General features: G+C 45.5%; 21 protein-coding genes. 12 read left to right on the top strand and 9 right to left on the bottom strand.

Annotated features, from left to right (window positions below):
* Positions 1-20 precede the first annotated feature (20 nt).
* From azu to FG11_RS01980, 8 genes are all read right to left on the bottom strand, one after another.
* Positions 21-503 (bottom strand): azurin, encoded by a 483-nt coding sequence (gene azu / locus FG11_RS02010; protein ID WP_020183971.1) that lies wholly within the window; start codon positions 501-503, stop codon positions 21-23.
* A gap of 108 nt (positions 504-611) precedes the next feature.
* Entirely contained in the window at positions 612-758 is a 147-nt protein-coding gene (locus tag FG11_RS13590; protein ID WP_020183970.1) for a hypothetical protein, read from the bottom strand.
* A gap of 34 nt (positions 759-792) precedes the next feature.
* Entirely contained in the window at positions 793-1218 is a 426-nt protein-coding gene (locus FG11_RS02005) for an ExbD/TolR family protein (protein ID WP_020183969.1), read from the bottom strand.
* Positions 1215-1976, bottom strand: coding sequence for a MotA/TolQ/ExbB proton channel family protein (locus FG11_RS02000; RefSeq protein ID WP_047532813.1), 762 nt, complete (start codon positions 1974-1976; stop codon positions 1215-1217). The genes FG11_RS02005 and FG11_RS02000 overlap by 4 nt, the downstream gene beginning before the upstream one ends.
* A 61-nt stretch (positions 1977-2037) precedes the next feature.
* Entirely contained in the window at positions 2038-2835 is a 798-nt protein-coding gene (locus tag FG11_RS01995) for an energy transducer TonB (protein ID WP_047532810.1), read from the bottom strand.
* A gap of 39 nt (positions 2836-2874) precedes the next feature.
* Positions 2875-3096, bottom strand: coding sequence for a hemin uptake protein HemP (gene hemP, locus FG11_RS01990; protein ID WP_025223867.1), 222 nt, complete (start codon positions 3094-3096; stop codon positions 2875-2877).
* 171 nt (positions 3097-3267) lie between these two features.
* Complete coding sequence (gene rpsD, locus FG11_RS01985; protein WP_047532807.1) at positions 3268-3885, bottom strand: 30S ribosomal protein S4; 618 nt, start codon at positions 3883-3885, stop codon at positions 3268-3270.
* Between the two features lie 39 nt (positions 3886-3924).
* On the bottom strand, positions 3925-4239 hold the full coding sequence (locus tag FG11_RS01980; protein WP_020183964.1) for a hypothetical protein: 315 nt from the start codon (positions 4237-4239) through the stop codon (positions 3925-3927).
* A 156-nt stretch (positions 4240-4395) separates the two neighbouring features.
* Between FG11_RS01980 and ilvB the strand changes: the two genes are divergently transcribed.
* The 4 genes from ilvB (at position 4396) to asd (ending at position 8706) form a co-directional block, all read left to right on the top strand.
* Complete coding sequence (gene ilvB, locus FG11_RS01975) at positions 4396-6144, top strand: biosynthetic-type acetolactate synthase large subunit (protein ID WP_020183963.1); 1749 nt, start codon at positions 4396-4398, stop codon at positions 6142-6144.
* Positions 6141-6632, top strand: a complete 492-nt coding sequence (ilvN, locus tag FG11_RS01970) for an acetolactate synthase small subunit (RefSeq protein WP_020183962.1) — start codon at positions 6141-6143, stop codon at positions 6630-6632. Before ilvB ends, ilvN begins: the two co-directional genes overlap by 4 nt.
* Before the next feature lie 72 nt (positions 6633-6704).
* On the top strand, positions 6705-7721 hold the full coding sequence (gene ilvC, locus FG11_RS01965; protein WP_020183961.1) for a ketol-acid reductoisomerase: 1017 nt from the start codon (positions 6705-6707) through the stop codon (positions 7719-7721).
* Between the two features lie 133 nt (positions 7722-7854).
* A complete protein-coding gene (gene asd, locus FG11_RS01960; RefSeq protein WP_047532804.1) occupies positions 7855-8706 on the top strand; it encodes an archaetidylserine decarboxylase in 852 nt (283 codons plus the stop codon).
* 44 nt (positions 8707-8750) lie between these two features.
* Here the strand turns inward: asd and FG11_RS01955 are convergent, their stop codons facing one another.
* A complete protein-coding gene (locus FG11_RS01955) occupies positions 8751-9266 on the bottom strand; it encodes an RNA pyrophosphohydrolase (RefSeq protein WP_047532802.1) in 516 nt (171 codons plus the stop codon).
* Positions 9267-9406: 140 nt separating this feature from the next.
* On the opposite strand from FG11_RS01955, the gene FG11_RS01950 reads away from it, so the two are divergent.
* The 8 genes from FG11_RS01950 (at position 9407) to dxs (ending at position 16336) form a co-directional block, all read left to right on the top strand.
* Complete coding sequence (locus tag FG11_RS01950) at positions 9407-10321, top strand: YVTN family beta-propeller repeat protein (protein WP_088177888.1); 915 nt, start codon at positions 9407-9409, stop codon at positions 10319-10321.
* 186 nt (positions 10322-10507) lie between these two features.
* On the top strand, positions 10508-11032 hold the full coding sequence (locus FG11_RS01945; protein ID WP_047532796.1) for an SRPBCC family protein: 525 nt from the start codon (positions 10508-10510) through the stop codon (positions 11030-11032).
* A 458-nt stretch (positions 11033-11490) separates the two neighbouring features.
* On the top strand, positions 11491-11901 hold the full coding sequence (locus FG11_RS01935; protein ID WP_047535658.1) for a pilin: 411 nt from the start codon (positions 11491-11493) through the stop codon (positions 11899-11901).
* Between the two features lie 123 nt (positions 11902-12024).
* Positions 12025-12435: a pilin gene (locus tag FG11_RS01930; RefSeq protein WP_047532792.1), complete on the top strand. Its 411-nt coding sequence runs from the start codon at positions 12025-12027 to the stop codon at positions 12433-12435.
* A gap of 149 nt (positions 12436-12584) precedes the next feature.
* A complete protein-coding gene (locus FG11_RS01925; RefSeq protein ID WP_047532790.1) occupies positions 12585-13235 on the top strand; it encodes an alpha/beta hydrolase in 651 nt (216 codons plus the stop codon).
* Positions 13236-13325: 90 nt separating this feature from the next.
* Positions 13326-13559, top strand: a complete 234-nt coding sequence (gene xseB, locus FG11_RS01920) for an exodeoxyribonuclease VII small subunit (RefSeq protein ID WP_029647287.1) — start codon at positions 13326-13328, stop codon at positions 13557-13559.
* Between the two features lie 7 nt (positions 13560-13566).
* Entirely contained in the window at positions 13567-14466 is a 900-nt protein-coding gene (locus tag FG11_RS01915) for a polyprenyl synthetase family protein (RefSeq protein ID WP_047535657.1), read from the top strand.
* 13 nt (positions 14467-14479) lie between these two features.
* Positions 14480-16336: a 1-deoxy-D-xylulose-5-phosphate synthase gene (gene dxs / locus FG11_RS01910; RefSeq protein WP_047532788.1), complete on the top strand. Its 1857-nt coding sequence runs from the start codon at positions 14480-14482 to the stop codon at positions 16334-16336.
* Positions 16337-16501: the final 165 nt, after the last annotated feature.

Here is a 16501-nt window from a genome sequence, read left to right as displayed (position 1 = left end):
TTCAATAAAAAAATTGACCATTAAATGAATTTAACTACACCTTTCATCATGAAAGCGTGGCCTGGGAACGAGCAGAAGAAAACATAGTTCGCTTTAGTATCAAGCTTAGTCAATGCAAACTGCGTGGCCGCCTGCTCACCACCGCCAATCAGCTTGGTGTAGGCAACTACACGCGTGTCATTCGGCTTAAGATATTCATTGGCCGCACCAGCTTTACTACCATCTTCCAGCACAGCTTTTTGATCAGCTTCTTTTGCAATGACCAAGTTATGCCCCATGATGTTTTTGCCGAGCTTGCCCACATGTTTTAAAGTGATATTAAATGCTTTACAGGATTTTTTGACTGCGATTTCTTTACTGCTAAACGTCATGGCATCTGTGGCCTCAATCACGATGTCGCAGCCATCGGCTGCCATTGCAATTTGAGGCAACAGTGTGATCGCGCCTAATAATAGGCTGCTACCGATGATGCGTTGAATGGATTTACGTTGTTGACTAAACATTGCCTGCCCCTTTAAAGAATAATTAAAATTGGCTGGCTACTAAAGCAATGCTTACTTGGCTGGCTACTTACACTAATGATTTAGATTGGATATCGTACAACTCAAGATTTAAGTAAACGTATCAGATCGAAAAGCAAAAAACTCGATGACTTTAATGGCGATCAAGCTCATTAAACAAAAGGCCGCAATGACAACAAGTGCGAGCATGGAAAATCCGATAGTCGTATCGGCCCATTTGGTTAACATCGCTGTCATTGCTAGCTCCTAATAAACGCCAATAAAAATAGGATTATTTCGGCTCACTTAAAAAGCCTAACTTAGTAATCCCAACGTTCTGTGCGTCCGCCATCACTTCTGACAACAATTGATAGCGTGTATCTTTATCCGCACGAATTTGCAATTCTGGCTGCGGCGTCTGTTTGGCAGCGGCCTCTAAACGTGATTTAAGCGTTGCTTGCTCTATCGGCGCATCGTTCCAGTAGGTTTTGCCTGCTGCATCTATCGCCAATGAAATCACTTCTGGTTTTTCAGGCAACGGTTGGCTTGTGGCTTGTGGCAAATCAATCTTTACCGCATGCGTTAACAATGGCGCAGTGATAATAAAAATCACCAACAGCACCAGCATCACGTCAACCAATGGTGTGGTATTAATTTCACTCATCGGCTGCGTATGCGCATCCGACAGCATGCTTGATTGCTGACTATTCCCAATCATGCAGGCACTCCGTTCACTTTGTTAGCAGCATGCGTAGTAGCATTGGCATCCACAACAGCTTGTCGTGGACTAGTATGCTTTTTTGCTAAGGTAGCCCCTGTCGTCATTAATACATGCAAATCTTGTGCAAACGTATCTAGCTGACCCAGTATCGTACGATTGGCTTTTACAAATGCGTTGTATGCCAATACAGCCGGAATCGCTACAGCCAACCCAATCGCGGTCATAATCAAAGCCTCGCCCACTGGGCCGGCTACTTTGTCCAATGTCGCTTGTCCACTGGCGCTGATTGCAGCTAACGCATGGTAGATACCCCATACCGTACCAAATAAGCCCACAAACGGCGCAACACTACCCACCGATGCCAACACAGACAAACCAGACTCCAATTGGCTGGATGTCGCTGCGATATCGCGACGCATACTGCGTGCGACAAACTCTTCATGGCTACAGGCATTGGCAGACGTTTGCACATGCGTATGGTGATGCTGAGACGCAGTTGCTGCGTGATGCGCCAACGCATAGGCAGCTGAATGTGCATCTTCAATGTTCAGTGCTGTCTGCAAATTAGGCGCGGCCCAGAACTGCGCAATATAGCGCTGAATAGCAGACTTCATGCGCACATACTGCACATATTTAGTCACCATTAAATACCAGCTAGCCACAGACATCACCAACATCAGTGCAGCCACCGCAATCGCCACAGGTCCAGCCTCTAATATAAACATTAAGCTGTTAAATTCTTGGGTTTGGTTCATTTCATTCTACTTTCTAACTAAAAAAACTATCGTTCATACAAATGTTGAGCGCTCTACCTAATTACTGTAATGAGAATTTAACGGGCACATCCACAGCAGCAATCAACGCTACTTTATTTCGCATTGCGGGAATAAAACGCCAACCTTTTACGGCCTCAATCGCCGCCTCATCTAGGCGCTCATGTCCACTGGATTTTTTGAGCGTTACCTCTGTTGGCTTCCCTGCGGTATCCACAACCACATGCAACAGCACACGCCCCTGCTCACCTAAACGCTTAGACATGCGCGGATATTCAGGCTCTGGGTTTTGCAGGTACGCCACACCAAATTTGGGTGGCTCGATTTTTTCTTCCACCACCACAGGCTCTGATTTTGGTGGCGCTTTGGCCTCAACCACCTCTTGCACTGGCGGCACTGGGTCTGGCGTTGCTTCTTTCACCTCCACCGTTGTGGCTTCCACCATACGCTCTGCTGGCACTTCTAGCGGCTGAATTTTCTCAACTACTTTTTTTAGCTTAGGTTTGGGCTGTACCACTGGTTTAGGCGGCTCAATAATCGGCACGACTTCGGGCTCTGGCGTAGGTGGCGCAATCAAACTCACTTGCATCGGTTGCGCTGGCTTTACTGGCTCTATTGTTTCTAGATTTTGTTTGGCAAGATAATAAATGCTTGCTGCGTGTGCTAGCACCACCATCAGCAATGCGATCTTTGATTTTAAGGGGCGCTCAAGCACTGGCTGCACAGGCATCAACACTTCCGACTGCACTGCAATAAGGTTTTTCACAGGCTTTTTCTGCACAGACACAACGTGCTCTGCCGAGTACACCAACGTCACTGGAGTGGCAATATTTGACTTCATGCGCAGCTTAACCCTATTTTATACTGTTGATTCATATCGCTATTTTGTCAGAATTAATTTATTTTGTTTAGTCAATCGCAGTACATAAGTCTCATTTTGGTGCTGAATCATTACTTCGTTACCGTCGCAAAACAACTTCTCACTATTTAATTTTTTAATAGAGGTAATTTTGATTGGATTACTGCATCCATCAGCATCTGTCACCATTGCAATATCCATATCTAGCAGGGCTTTTGAAGCAATACTTGTAATAATCTTCATGTTCACAATCGCCTTAGCTTAGCACCCTAAAAAGTTGGCCGACTTACATCAACCCATGTATACACATCAAGTTGAAGGCAGCCATAAAAGGAGATGCATGTTTCCATGCGGTACTACACTTAAAGCGCTGTTAGGGACGCTTTAAATTCTTCACAACTTCCATATCCTTTATTACACGCGGTTTGCGTAATATTCCACCACTTGTTGTACATCTACCGGGAACGGCACATCTTCAATGGCCGGCAAATGCGCTACGGTCACCACTTTATGTTGCTCATCCCAGCTTAACCACTCTGGACGTGCGAGCGGTAGCGCTTTCAACGTCTCTACCACCATGGGGATTTGCTTGCTGGATGGTTTCAGCGAAATTTGATCGCCCACTTTTAAACGGATAGAAGGAATATCCACACGTCTACCATTCAACAGCATGTGCCCATGGCTCACCAGTTGACGAGCAGCAATACCTGTCGGTGCATAGCCCGCTCTAAACGCTACGTTATCCATACGCAATTCCAACAACTGCAATAAGCGCTCACCTGTTGGCTCTTTACCTTTACGCGCATCTAAAATCAAAATGCGCATTTGACGTTCGGTTAAGCTATAGTTAAAACGTATCTTTTGCTTCTCCACCAGCTTCACACCAAAGTCGGAACGGCGTTTACGTGAAGCCTTGTTGCCGTGCTGGCCCGGTGGCGTTGGTCTTGCTTCTATCGTTTTGCGTGAAAGCCCAGGCAAATCCACACCAAGCGCACGCATAATTTTGACCCTAGGGCCTGTTAATCTCGACATCTTGACTACTTTCTATGAAACTTGTTTTATCAATACTTGTTATTGCACCGTTAGCGATTGCGGCACATATTCAGATGAGTGTTGCTGCAATTCAAACTCCTGATGCGCTTGCAGTAGCGATTGCCACTGATCCAGCAACTGCTTGGATACCGTCACAATTAAATCTGTCTCGGCATACTCAGGGGCAGTTAGCGTCTGCGCCAAACCATACCCCAGCAACGCCAAATCTAATGACGGCTCACTTGCATACTGTGTTGCCACACAACATAACGACGCCATGACGTCTCCTGCCGTTGGCAAATCAGGATCGTACAAACCACTTCTATATGCCATCTGATTTGTATGCATCATCATGCACTCATCTCCCAAAGAACCTAAATAATAATGATTCTCATTTGTATTGTCAACTGCACCATCGTAAAATTTGCAATTATTGCTACAAACTTGACCTATTTAACGTAAACAGTTAATGTTGAGGGTTCATCAATTTATTTCGAAATTCAAGGTTTTATGGATTCAAAAGCCCATCCCCCGGCCGAAACTAGCACCAAGTCAATTACTGGTGCAGAGATCGTTATTCGCTGCCTGAATGAGGAAAAAGTCAAATTCGTCTTTGGCTATCCGGGTGGCGCTGTGTTGCACATCTACGATGCAATCTACAAACAAAACGGTTTCAAACATATTTTAGTGCGTCACGAGCAAGCTGCTGTGCATGCGGCCGATGCATTCTCACGTGCAACGGGTGAAGTAGGCGTAGCGCTAGTCACCAGCGGCCCAGGTGCCACCAATGCAGTCACAGGCATCGCTACAGCTTATATGGACTCTATTCCTTTGGTTGTCATCAGCGGCCAGGTGCCAGTACCTGCAATCGGCATGGATGCGTTCCAAGAAGTCGATATGGTGGGGGTTACACGCCCCTGTGTTAAGCACAACTTTTTAGTGAAAGATGTGAAAGACATCGCATCGACCATTAAAAAGGCGTTTTACATTGCCAAAACTGGTCGTCCTGGCCCGGTAGTTGTCGATATCCCTAAAGACATCACAGCACACATCGCGGACTTTATCTATCCAAAAACGGTAGAAATGCGCTCGTACAGCCCAGTGTTAAAAGGCCACAGCGGTCAAATTAAAAAAGCTGTCAAATTACTATTAGAAGCCAAACGCCCAATGATTTATACCGGCGGTGGCTTGGTATTGGGTGACGGCGCTGAAGAGCTGATTAAATTAGCACGTGCATTAAACTACCCTGTGACCAATACCCTCATGGGTTTAGGCGGCTATCCTGCTACTGATAAGCAATATGTAGGCATGTTAGGCATGCACGGCACGTATGAAGCCAACATGTCGATGCAAAACTGTGATGTGTTGATTGCCGTTGGCGCGCGCTTTGATGACCGCGTCATTGGCAACCCCAATCACTTTGGCAGCGTAAAACGCACCATTATTCATATTGATGTGGACCCATCTAGCATCTCCAAGCGCGTGAAAGTAGATGTGCCAATTGTTGGGCACGTGCAATCTGTGCTGGCTGAGATGAACGAGATTCTTGCGCAAGAAAAAGCAAAGAATGACATCAGCGACTGGTGGAAACAAATCAACGAATGGCGTTTGGTACATGGCGGTCGTTACGAGCAATCCAGCACTGTTATCAAACCACAATACGTAATTGAAAAACTTTGGGAAGTCACCAAAGGTGACGCCTACGTGACGTCAGATGTAGGTCAACACCAAATGTGGGCTGCGCAATATTACAAATTCGATAAACCACGTCGTTGGATTAACTCTGGTGGCTTGGGTACCATGGGCGTAGGTTTACCCTATGCAATGGGCTGTCAATTTGCGGACAGAAATGCACAAGTGGCTTGCGTGACAGGCGAAGGCAGCATACAGATGAATATTCAGGAGCTGTCGACCTGTGCACAATATCACCTGCCGATTAAAGTGATTCTACTGAACAATCGCTATTTGGGCATGGTGCGTCAATGGCAAGAATTCTTCTATGAGGACCGCTACTCAGAATCTTACATGGACAGCTTGCCAGACTTTGTGAAGTTAGCTGAGTCTTACGGCCATGTTGGCATGCAAATCACGCAGCCTAGCGACGTAGAAGGTGCTTTAAAAGAAGCGTTTGCGAAAAAAGATAAATTTGTATTCATGGACTTTATTACCGAGCAAAAAGAGAACGTATTCCCAATGGTGGAAAACGGCAAAGGCTTGTCAGAGATGGAGCTGCCTAAAGTCAAGGGAGTGAAGCAATGAAACACATCATCTCACTCTTAATGGAAAATGAAGCAGGCGCACTTTCACGTGTTGCCGGCTTATTCTCTGCACGCGGTTACAACATTGAATCACTGACCGTCGCGGCGACGGAAGACCCTACCCTATCACGCATGACCATCGTCACGACAGGGTCTGACGACGTGATTGAACAAATTATCAAACAACTCAATAAACTGATTGATGTAGTCAAAGTACTCGACCTCAACGATGGCAAGCACATTGAACGCGAGCTCATGTTAGTCAAAGTAAAAGCCTCTGGCGTTTACAAAGATGAAATGAAGCGCATGTGCGATATCTTTAGAGGTCGCATTATTGATGTTGCAGATAATAGCTACACCATCGAACTCACCGGTTCATGCAGCAAATTAGACGCCTTTATAGAGGCCATTGATAAAACCGCCATTCTAGAAACTGTGCGTACAGGCGCATCTGGCATTGGCCGCGGCGATCGCATTTTAAAAGTGTAATCAAACCACCGCATTCCATAGATTGATTTAAATTTAATTAATACGCATTTGTATTGAAAGGCAAAAGCAGACATGAAAGTTTATTACGACAAAGACGCTGATTTAAGCATCATTAAAAGCAAAAAAGTAACCATCGTAGGTTACGGTTCACAAGGTCACGCACACGCAGCTAACCTTAAAGACAGTGGCGTAAACGTCACCATTGGCTTACGCAAAGGCGGCGGCTCATGGGCTAAAGCAGAAGCAGCTGGCCATAAAACACTTGAGATTGCTGATGCAGTGAAAGATGCTGACGTTGTGATGATTTTATTACCAGACGAAACGATGGCGGGCATTTTTGCAGCTGAAGTTGCACCAAACCTGAAAAAAGGCGCAGCATTGGCTTTTGCACACGGCTTCAACATTCATTACAACCAAATCGTGCCACGTGCAGATTTAGACGTGATCATGATTGCACCAAAAGGCCCTGGCCATACCGTGCGCTCAGAATACCTTAAAGGCGGCGGCGTACCTTCATTGATCGCTGTGTATCAAAACACTTCAGGTAAAGCGAAAGAAATTTCACTGTCTTACGCAGCTGCCAACGGCGGTACCAAAGGTGGCGTGATTGAGACGGATTTCCGTGAAGAAACAGAAACAGACTTATTCGGCGAGCAAGCAGTGCTATGTGGTGGCGCAGTTGAGCTAGTCAAAGCTGGCTTCGAAACCTTAACCGAAGCTGGTTACGCACCTGAAATGGCGTACTTTGAATGCTTGCATGAGTTGAAATTGATTGTAGATCTGATGTACGAAGGTGGCATTGCCAACATGAACTACTCTATCTCTAACAACGCAGAGTACGGTGAGTATGTCACTGGTCCACGCGTAATTGCAGACCAAGCACGTGCAGCCATGAAAGAGTGTCTCAAAAACATTCAAAATGGTAACTATGCAAAACAATTCATCTTAGAAGGCCGTACCAACTACCCAGAAATGGTTGCTCGCCGCCGCTTAAATGCAGCACATCCAATTGAGCAAGTGGGTGGTCAATTGCGCGCGATGATGCCATGGATTGCAAAAAACAAATTGGTTGATCAATCTAAAAACTAATCTTTGCATTATCCAGCTAAACCATAGTGGATATATCAATTGAGCACAGATACAGAATCTTTCTGTTCTGTGCTTTTTTATTCCCACTGAGTACGTCTAACGAATATCTAAACTACGCACAGGAATACTTGCCTTGAAACCAGCTATTTTGCTTCAGTATCTACTCCCCAAACAAGCCATCACCGCTATTGCAGGGAAGCTTGCCAATCTACGTTGCGGCAAACTAACAACCAATGTGATCCAATGGTTTATCAAGCGCTATCAAGTCAACATGGCGGAGGCACTGAATACAGATGCAGCAAGCTACGCAACCTTTAACGAATTTTTCACGCGCCCACTCAAAACTGGAGCGCGCCCTTTAGCAAACACAGCTTTCATTTGCCCGGTGGATGGTGCCATCAGCCAATTCGGCACCATTGAACACAACCAAATTTTCCAAGCAAAAGGCCATCAATACACAACACAAATGCTGTTGGCAGGGGACGAGGCAATGGCAAATGCTTTTGACAATGGTCATTTCGCTTGCTTATATCTGAGCCCTAAAGACTACCATCGCATCCATATGCCTTGCGATGGCACATTAATCAGCATGACCTATGTGCCGGGTGATTTATTTTCCGTCAACCCTACTACCGCAGCCAATGTACCCAATCTATTTGCTAGAAATGAACGTGTTGTATGTGAGTTTGAATCTCAGCAACATGGAAAATTTGTGATGGTACTGGTAGGCGCAACCATTGTGGGCAGCATGGCGACCGCTTGGCATGATGCGGCCGGTGGTATTGTCAATCCACCACGTAGAGGCAAAATCAAGCGCTGGGACTATAGCGAGAAAAATATTACCTTAAAACAAGGGGATGAAATGGGGAAATTTTTACTCGGCTCTACCGTGGTGATGCTATTTCAAGCCAAGTCCATTGCGTTTAGTGACACTTGGCACCCAAGCAAAAAAATTCTTTTAGGTGAGTTGATGGGGACGTGCTGACACTCACCTGCTGAGCAAGGTGCATCGCCTTGCTCACATAGGTTTTAGCTTGGACGCTCAATCCGCTTATGCCAAGCCTTACCAGACTTAACGTGCAAATGCACAGCCAATTCGTTCAAAGCAGATTTATACACATCTCGTTTGAATTCAATGACATCTTCTAACGGCACCCAGTAATCGCTCCAGCGCCATGCATCAAACTCAGGTTGATTGGTTGCGCGCAAAGACACATCACTATCTCGTCCTGTTAAACGCAACAAAAACCAAATTTGTTTTTGTCCTTTGTAGCTACCGCGCCATTCGCGCCGAATCCAGCTAGTAGGCACCTCATAACGCAACCAATCCCGCGTACGCCCTAAAATTTGGACGTGATCAGGCTTAAGCCCTACTTCTTCCATCAACTCACGATACATCGCCTGCTCTGGACTCTCACCATACTTGATGCCTCCTTGCGGAAACTGCCAAGCATGCTCTCGAATACGCTTTCCCCAAAACACTTGATTGTGCGAATTGCAAAGAATAATACCCACATTGGGGCGATATCCGTCACGATCTAACATTTAGCAACAACCTTAATTATTTAGTGCAATTTTTTCATATTTTAGGCATTATTGAAAGCATTCTTTTTTGAATAAAATCTAATCAAATCAACCATTACGGGCATGTTATGAAGAATTTTGTTTGGCTTTTGGCTTTAATCATGAGCCTAAGCGCCTGCCAGCATCAAACACTGGCGTATATCACCAATCAGGGAGATCACACTGTTTCTGTCATTGATACACGCCAGCAAAAAATAATGCATACCATTCCGGTAGGCAAAGCGCCTGTTGGCATTGCGGTTTCAAAGAAGCTACAGCGTGTTTATGTGACGAATGTAGAAGGCGCTTCGATTTCAGTCATCGATAGTACTCAGCAAAAAGTTATCCAAACCATTCCAGTGAAAGGCTCACCAGTAGGCATCACTCTTTCACCAGATAATCAAACATTGTATGTAGCAGATTGGTATAGCGACCGTATCCTCGCTATCAGCACTAGCAATGTCAACTCTCAACGCGCAGTGATTGCTGGCAAAGCGCCTGCGGGTCTGGTCGTGAGCCCAGACAATCAAACGCTCTACGTAGCAGCCAGGGATAGCAATCAGGTTGTCGCCATTGATACCTCATCACTCAGTATTCAAAAGCGTATCGATGTGGGCAAGCACCCTTTTGGTATTGCGCTCAGCCATGACGGCAAACAATTGTTTAGCGTCAATGTGTATGACAACACCGTTAGCGTCGTGGATCTCACTAATACCGACCAACCACTCTACACCATCAAAGTCGGCGAGCACCCTTACTGCGTCATCGCCAATCTAGAAAACACTCAGCTGTATGTCACCAATACACAAGATGATTCTGTTAGCGTCATCGACTTAGCCACACGCAAGGTTATCACCACAATGAATGTTGGCATGACCCCAGAAGGCCTCAGCCTAGACACTGAGAACAACCTTCTACTTGTTGCCAATTGGGGAACCAATAGCGTCTCTGTGATTGATGTTGCACAGAAAAAAGTCATCTCCACCATCAAAACTGGTGACAAGAGCAGAGCTTTTGGACAATTTATTTTGCAGTAAGCATAGGTCAACCACTGCCAAGGTCAGACGTTAAATGAAGCGTGTGCAATGCACACTTAATGTTTTATAATTGTTGATTGTAGTGAATCGTAGTTTTAATCAACCTTAAAACTACATAATTTGGTACCCCGGTACCTTTACCAAAAGTATCTTTAGTACGCTTAAGTACATTAGTGGAGAATATGAATGAAAAAGTTGTTAGCGATTATCGCACTTACTGCGCTCTCTTTTAACGCAGCTGCACACGGCCCAAGCCCACAAAAAGTTGAAAAAACCATTGTCATCAAAGCAGCGCCAGCTAAAGTTTGGGCTGTGGTAAAAGATTTTGGCAATATACACGCATGGCACCCAGCCATTGCAAGCACAAAACTTGAGAAAAAAGGCGATGAAACATTCAGAACCTTAACCTTAAAAGATGGCGGCACAATCTACGAAAAATTACGTACTGCCGATGATGCTGACATGAAACTGAGATACGAAATTGTAGACGGCGTTGCACCAGTAGCTGATTACAACGCATTCATGCAAGTGACCGCTGGCCCAGGCGCTGGTGAGTCTACTGTGACTTGGGTAGGCCGCTTTTACCGCACTTACAAACTCAATCCACCGATTCCTGCCGGCCAAGATGATGAAACAGCCGTTAAGTTTGTTACTGGCGTATTCGACAGCGGTTTGGCTAACTTGAAAAAGGTCATCGAAAACTCAAAGTAACTGGCCAGGCAACTGGCGCAACTTCAACCAACAATGTAAAACAAACCGGATCTTCCAACAAACCTTGGTGGAAATTTTGGTAATACAGATTTAAATGAAGTGATAAAAAAAGACCGCAACTGCGGTCTTTTTTCATTCAGCCACTGCCACAAGTGCGCAATATAAGCACTCATGGCAAATTTAATACGCAATTGCAACTGCCCTAAATGTAGAAAAGTGACACTTTTTGTCAGCAAAACACTGAAAAGAGGGCAGTTTTCGTCTCTATTCTCCCAATTAAAAACTTACTACAACCACACCAACGTTGCCATTCAACTTGAACTTATGATTACAAATCAACAGTTTAAAAAAAGAATTGGAAGTTGGCACAGCCATTGCTTTTAGCCTTACAAGCACTGATTTAAACAACACACAGTGTGTATGCACTAACACTTAATTAAATAAAGGAAATCAACATGATGAAACAAGTACAAAAAGGCTTTACATTAATCGAGTTAATGATCGTAGTTGCGATTATCGGTATTTTGGCAGCGATTGCGATTCCAGCGTATTCTGACTATCAATCTAAAGCAAAATTAGCCGCTGGCTTAGCAGAGGTTTCAGGTTATAAAACTGCTCACGAATTATTTACAAATGATGGTGGAACAGTTTCTGGCAACGGTGATATCAGCATGCCAACAACGGATACTGCTAACTGTGGCTTAACTGCTGCAGCCACCACTCTATCATGTGCAATTAAAAATGCCCCAACGCAAGTAGGATCTGCGACTATCACATGGACACGCAATGCTACGACCGGTGTGTGGTCATGCGCAACGACTGGCGCGTCAGACAAGAAGTACGCACCGAAGTCTTGCCCACAAGCATAATTTAGCCATATAGCTGATACAACAATGAGCGCGACCTAAAAATCGCGCTCTATTTTTAAGTACTTTTAATCACAGAGCACTTAAAAATAGATAGTTACATAAATCCAACACGAAAAACCACAAATGATTATTAAATACGGTAAGTGTAATGGCTTTACTTTAATCGAGCTAATGATAGTTGTTGCAATCATCGGAATTCTCGCCGCAATAGCTATACCTAGCTATTCTGATTACCAAGCTAAAACCAAAGTCTCAGTTGGGCTAGCGGAAATAGCTGGAGGAAAAGTAGCTTTTGAGCTAAAAAGAAATGATGGATTAACAGTCACAACACCTTCGGATATTGGTCTATCTGACGCAGACACTCTCAATTGCGATATTGAAGTCACTAATACTGAAATCTCATGCACGATTCTCAACGCACCAAGTCAAGTATTAAATAAGACCATTCGATTATCACGCCCAACCGCATCTTCACCATGGAGCTGCGACTCTTCCGAGTTCTCACCACAATACAGACCAAAAAGTTGCACTTAAGAAATCTGCAAACGCTAAAGTATTACAATTTGCTTAAAGGTATTGATTGAAAAGTAAATCCCTAGATGTAATCTGATTACTGGCGAGGCTAAATAGCAGCATTTAGAGGTATACAATGTGCACACTTATAATGCAGTAATGATGCAACAATGCTCGACTACTTAAAAACAAATACCATTAACAATTCAACCTCTTGCGTTATCTGGCTACACGGCCTAGGTGCTGACGGGTATGATTTTGAGCCTGTTGTAGAGATGCTAAACCTGCAGCACATTCACTTTATGTTGCCGCATGCACCCTACAAAAAAATTACCATGAACAATGGTTATGAAATGCGTGCTTGGTACGATTTGTTTGGTTTAGACAAAGACAGTCCGCAAGACGCTGTAGGCATCAAGGCATCCCAAACCGAAATTAAGGCACTTATCGCCCATGCAAACACGCTTGGCATTCCGACCAATCGCATTGCGCTTGCCGGATTTTCGCAAGGTGGTGCCATTGCACTCCATACAGCACTCAGACATACACAGACTTTGGCGGGAGTGCTGGCACTTTCGACTTACTTGCCATTAAAACACACCCTACCTGCGCAAAAATCTATTGAGAATCAATCTATTGCGATTTTCATGGCGCATGGCATTGCAGATGAAGTGATTCGCATCGATACAGCGTTGAGCTCCCGCCAGCAACTACAGGATGCCGGATACGCTGTGGAGTGGCATGAATATCCGATGGCGCATTCCGTGAACGCCAATGAGATAGCGGATATTCGTCAATTTTTACTGAAGATTTTGCCCTAATCCGACTTTATGGCGTGATAAACGCCGCAAGTTGCGAGAGTTTTGTTAAAATCTAGACAAATTCTAAGTCAATATATTGCCAAGCACCTCATGAGCGCGCCAAATAGCGAACCCCTTCATTACGAATCTGCCATTGCAGAATTGGAATCTATTGTTACGCAATTAGAGTCCGGTCAATTACAGCTTGAGCAGTCACTCGCAGCCTATAAACGCGGCGCTGAGCTACTTAAGCAATGCCAACAGTCGCTGACAGAGGCTGAGCAGCAAGTCAGCATACTGACCGAAGCAAATGCTTTAGCGCCCTACAATGTTGCCAGTGAATAGCCCTTCCATGACGACTCCTTTGCAGTTTGAGCAGTGGTCACACGCCATGCAATCGCGCATTGAGCACGTGTTGACGACTACGATGCCTGCCGACACTGAAACACCTATAACCTTGCATCAAGCCATGCGCTATGCTGTGCTGGGTGGAGGTAAACGTGTAAGAGCTTTATTAGCGTACGCAGCAGGCGAGTTTTGTGGCGCAACTTTAGCGCATATTGATCTATCTGCGGCTGCCGTAGAATTGATTCACGCATTCTCATTGGTGCATGATGATATGCCATGCATGGACGATGATGACTTACGTCGCGGCAAGCCCTCTACCCATAAACAATTTGGGGATGCCACCGCTTTACTGGCTGGAGATGCGCTACAAAGTTTGGCATTTGAACTGATTGCTAGCAATCAACTGTCCATTGAGGCTAGTCAAAAAGTCAATATATTGTACTGTTTGGCCTTTGCAACCGGCTCTCGCGGTATGGCTGGCGGACAATCTATTGACCTAGAAAGTACTGGCATCAAGTTATCTCAACCGCAACTTGCGCACATGCATGCTTTAAAAACAGGCGCCTTGATGCATGCCGCCGCCATGATGGGTGCTTATACGGCGCCGAATGCTGACACACAAAAGTATCAAGCAGTGGATACATTCGCCAAGGCAATTGGACTGGCATTTCAAGTTGTGGACGATATTTTGGATGCTGAAGCAGATACCGCTACTTTGGGTAAAACAGCGGGTAAAGATGCTGTGCAAGATAAATCCACTTATGTAACCCTGTTAGGATTGGACACCGCCAAATCACTGGCACAATCGTTGTATCAGCAAGCGCTTGCGCCACTAGAAGCGTACGCACAAGAAGCGGACATGCTAAGAAGTCTGGCAAGTTTCATCACTCAACGTCAATTTTAAGCCGCATATAGTTATGTCTACTCTGCTCGCCAACATTTCATCCCCGCTAGACCTCAAAAAACTAGAGCGCCACCAGCTCCCGGAACTCGCTGCGGAACTACGCACTTTTTTAGTAGAAAGTGTGGCAAAAACGGGTGGGCATCTGGCCTCAAATCTAGGCGTGGTAGAACTGACCATTGCGCTGCACTATGTATTTAACACGCCTGAAGATCGTTTGGTATGGGATGTTGGCCACCAAACATATCCGCATAAAATTCTGACTGGCCGGCGTGATGCGATGGATAATCTACGCAAGCCAAATGGCATTGCGGGCTTCCCCAGACGTAGCGAAAGCATTTACGACACCTTTGGCACCGGGCATTCCAGCACCTCTATTTCAGCCGCTTTAGGCATGGCAATAGCCGCTCGCGAAGCCAAGTCCGACAGACGCAGCGTGGCCATTATCGGTGACGGTGCAATGACAGCTGGCATGGCGTTTGAAGCACTGAATAATGCGGGCGACATGGATGCCAATTTGTTGGTGATTCTCAATGACAATGACATGAGTATCTCTAACAATGTGGGTGCGTTGAATAACTATTTAGCACGCCTACTATCGGGCCGCTTTTATGACAGCGTACGACGCAGTGGTAAGAAAATGCTCGATATCGTGCCGCCGGTCAAAGAGTTTGCCAAGCGTGCAGAAGAGCATGCCAAAGGCATGGTGACACCAGGCACATTGTTCGAAGAGTTTGGTTTTAACTATATTGGCCCCATTGATGGCCATGATTTACCAGCGCTACTAGACACCTTAAGCAATATTCGCGAACTCAAAGGCATGCAGTTCTTGCATATTGTGACGCAAAAGGGCAAAGGCTTTACCCCGGCAGAAGACGACCCCAACAAATACCATGGCGTGAGCAAATTCGACCCATGTAACGGCCTGACAACAGCCAGTGCTAGCCAAAAAACCTATACGCAAGTGTTTGGAGACTGGTTGGTCGATATGGCAGATCAGGATCCGGCACTGGTGGGCATTACCCCAGCCATGTGTGACGGATCTGGACTCAATGCATTTGCTGCAAAATATCCGCATCGCTATTTTGATGTCGGCATAGCTGAACAACATGCGCTCACGTTTGCTGCGGGCATGGCATGTGATGGACTGAAACCTGTCGTGGCCATTTATTCCACATTTTTACAACGCGCTTACGACCAACTAGTGCATGACATCGCCATCCAAAAACTAGATGTTTTACTGGCGATTGATCGCGCTGGGCTGGTCGGTGCCGATGGCCCCACCCATGCTGGCAGCTTTGATTTAAGCTATTTACGCTGCATCCCCAACATGGTCATCATGGCCCCTAGTGATGAAAACGAATGCCGACAAATGCTGACTACAGGCTATATGCACCCTGGGCCAGCAGCAGTGCGCTACCCCAGAGGCACTGGTACTGGCGCAATTATTAATCAAGCGTTAACAACATTGCCAATCGGTAAAGCTGAGCTAAAACGCCAAGGCAAGCAAGTAGCTATTTTAGCATTTGGCAGTATGCTGGCTGAGAGCCTACTCGCGGCAGCGGCATTGAATGCAACGGTAGTGAATATGCGCTTTGTAAAACCATTAGATATGTCCATGATTGAATCTATGGCCAAGCAACATCAACTGATTGTGACGGTTGAAGAAAATGCAGCCATGGGCGGCGCAGGTGCTGCAGTCTTGGAAGCACTCCAAAGCCTATCTATTTATTGCCCTACACTTTGCCTTGGTTTGCCCGATACATTTATTGAGCACGGCGTACATGAAACTATGCTGTCCCAATGCGGTCTGAACGCAGAAGCCATGATTGAAACTATCCGTACAAAACTAAGCGTGCTGAACATCAAATGACGCGCAGTATCATTGCTTCACCAATATAATTTGCACGATAGGTATTGAGTTTAGGGAAGACGCCTCAATATAACGGATAAATAGTTTCAATTAACATTACAACGCATACAATACGTTGACGCATCCGAATTAACGCGTTAACTTAGGCGGCCCAATTAAAATAGC

It is taken from the genome of Methylotenera sp. N17, assembly GCF_000799155.1.
GTDB lineage: Bacteria > Pseudomonadota > Gammaproteobacteria > Burkholderiales > Methylophilaceae > Methylophilus.
The sequence above is the reverse complement of the archived record's forward strand: the minus strand, read 5'-3'. Positions and strand labels throughout refer to the sequence as shown.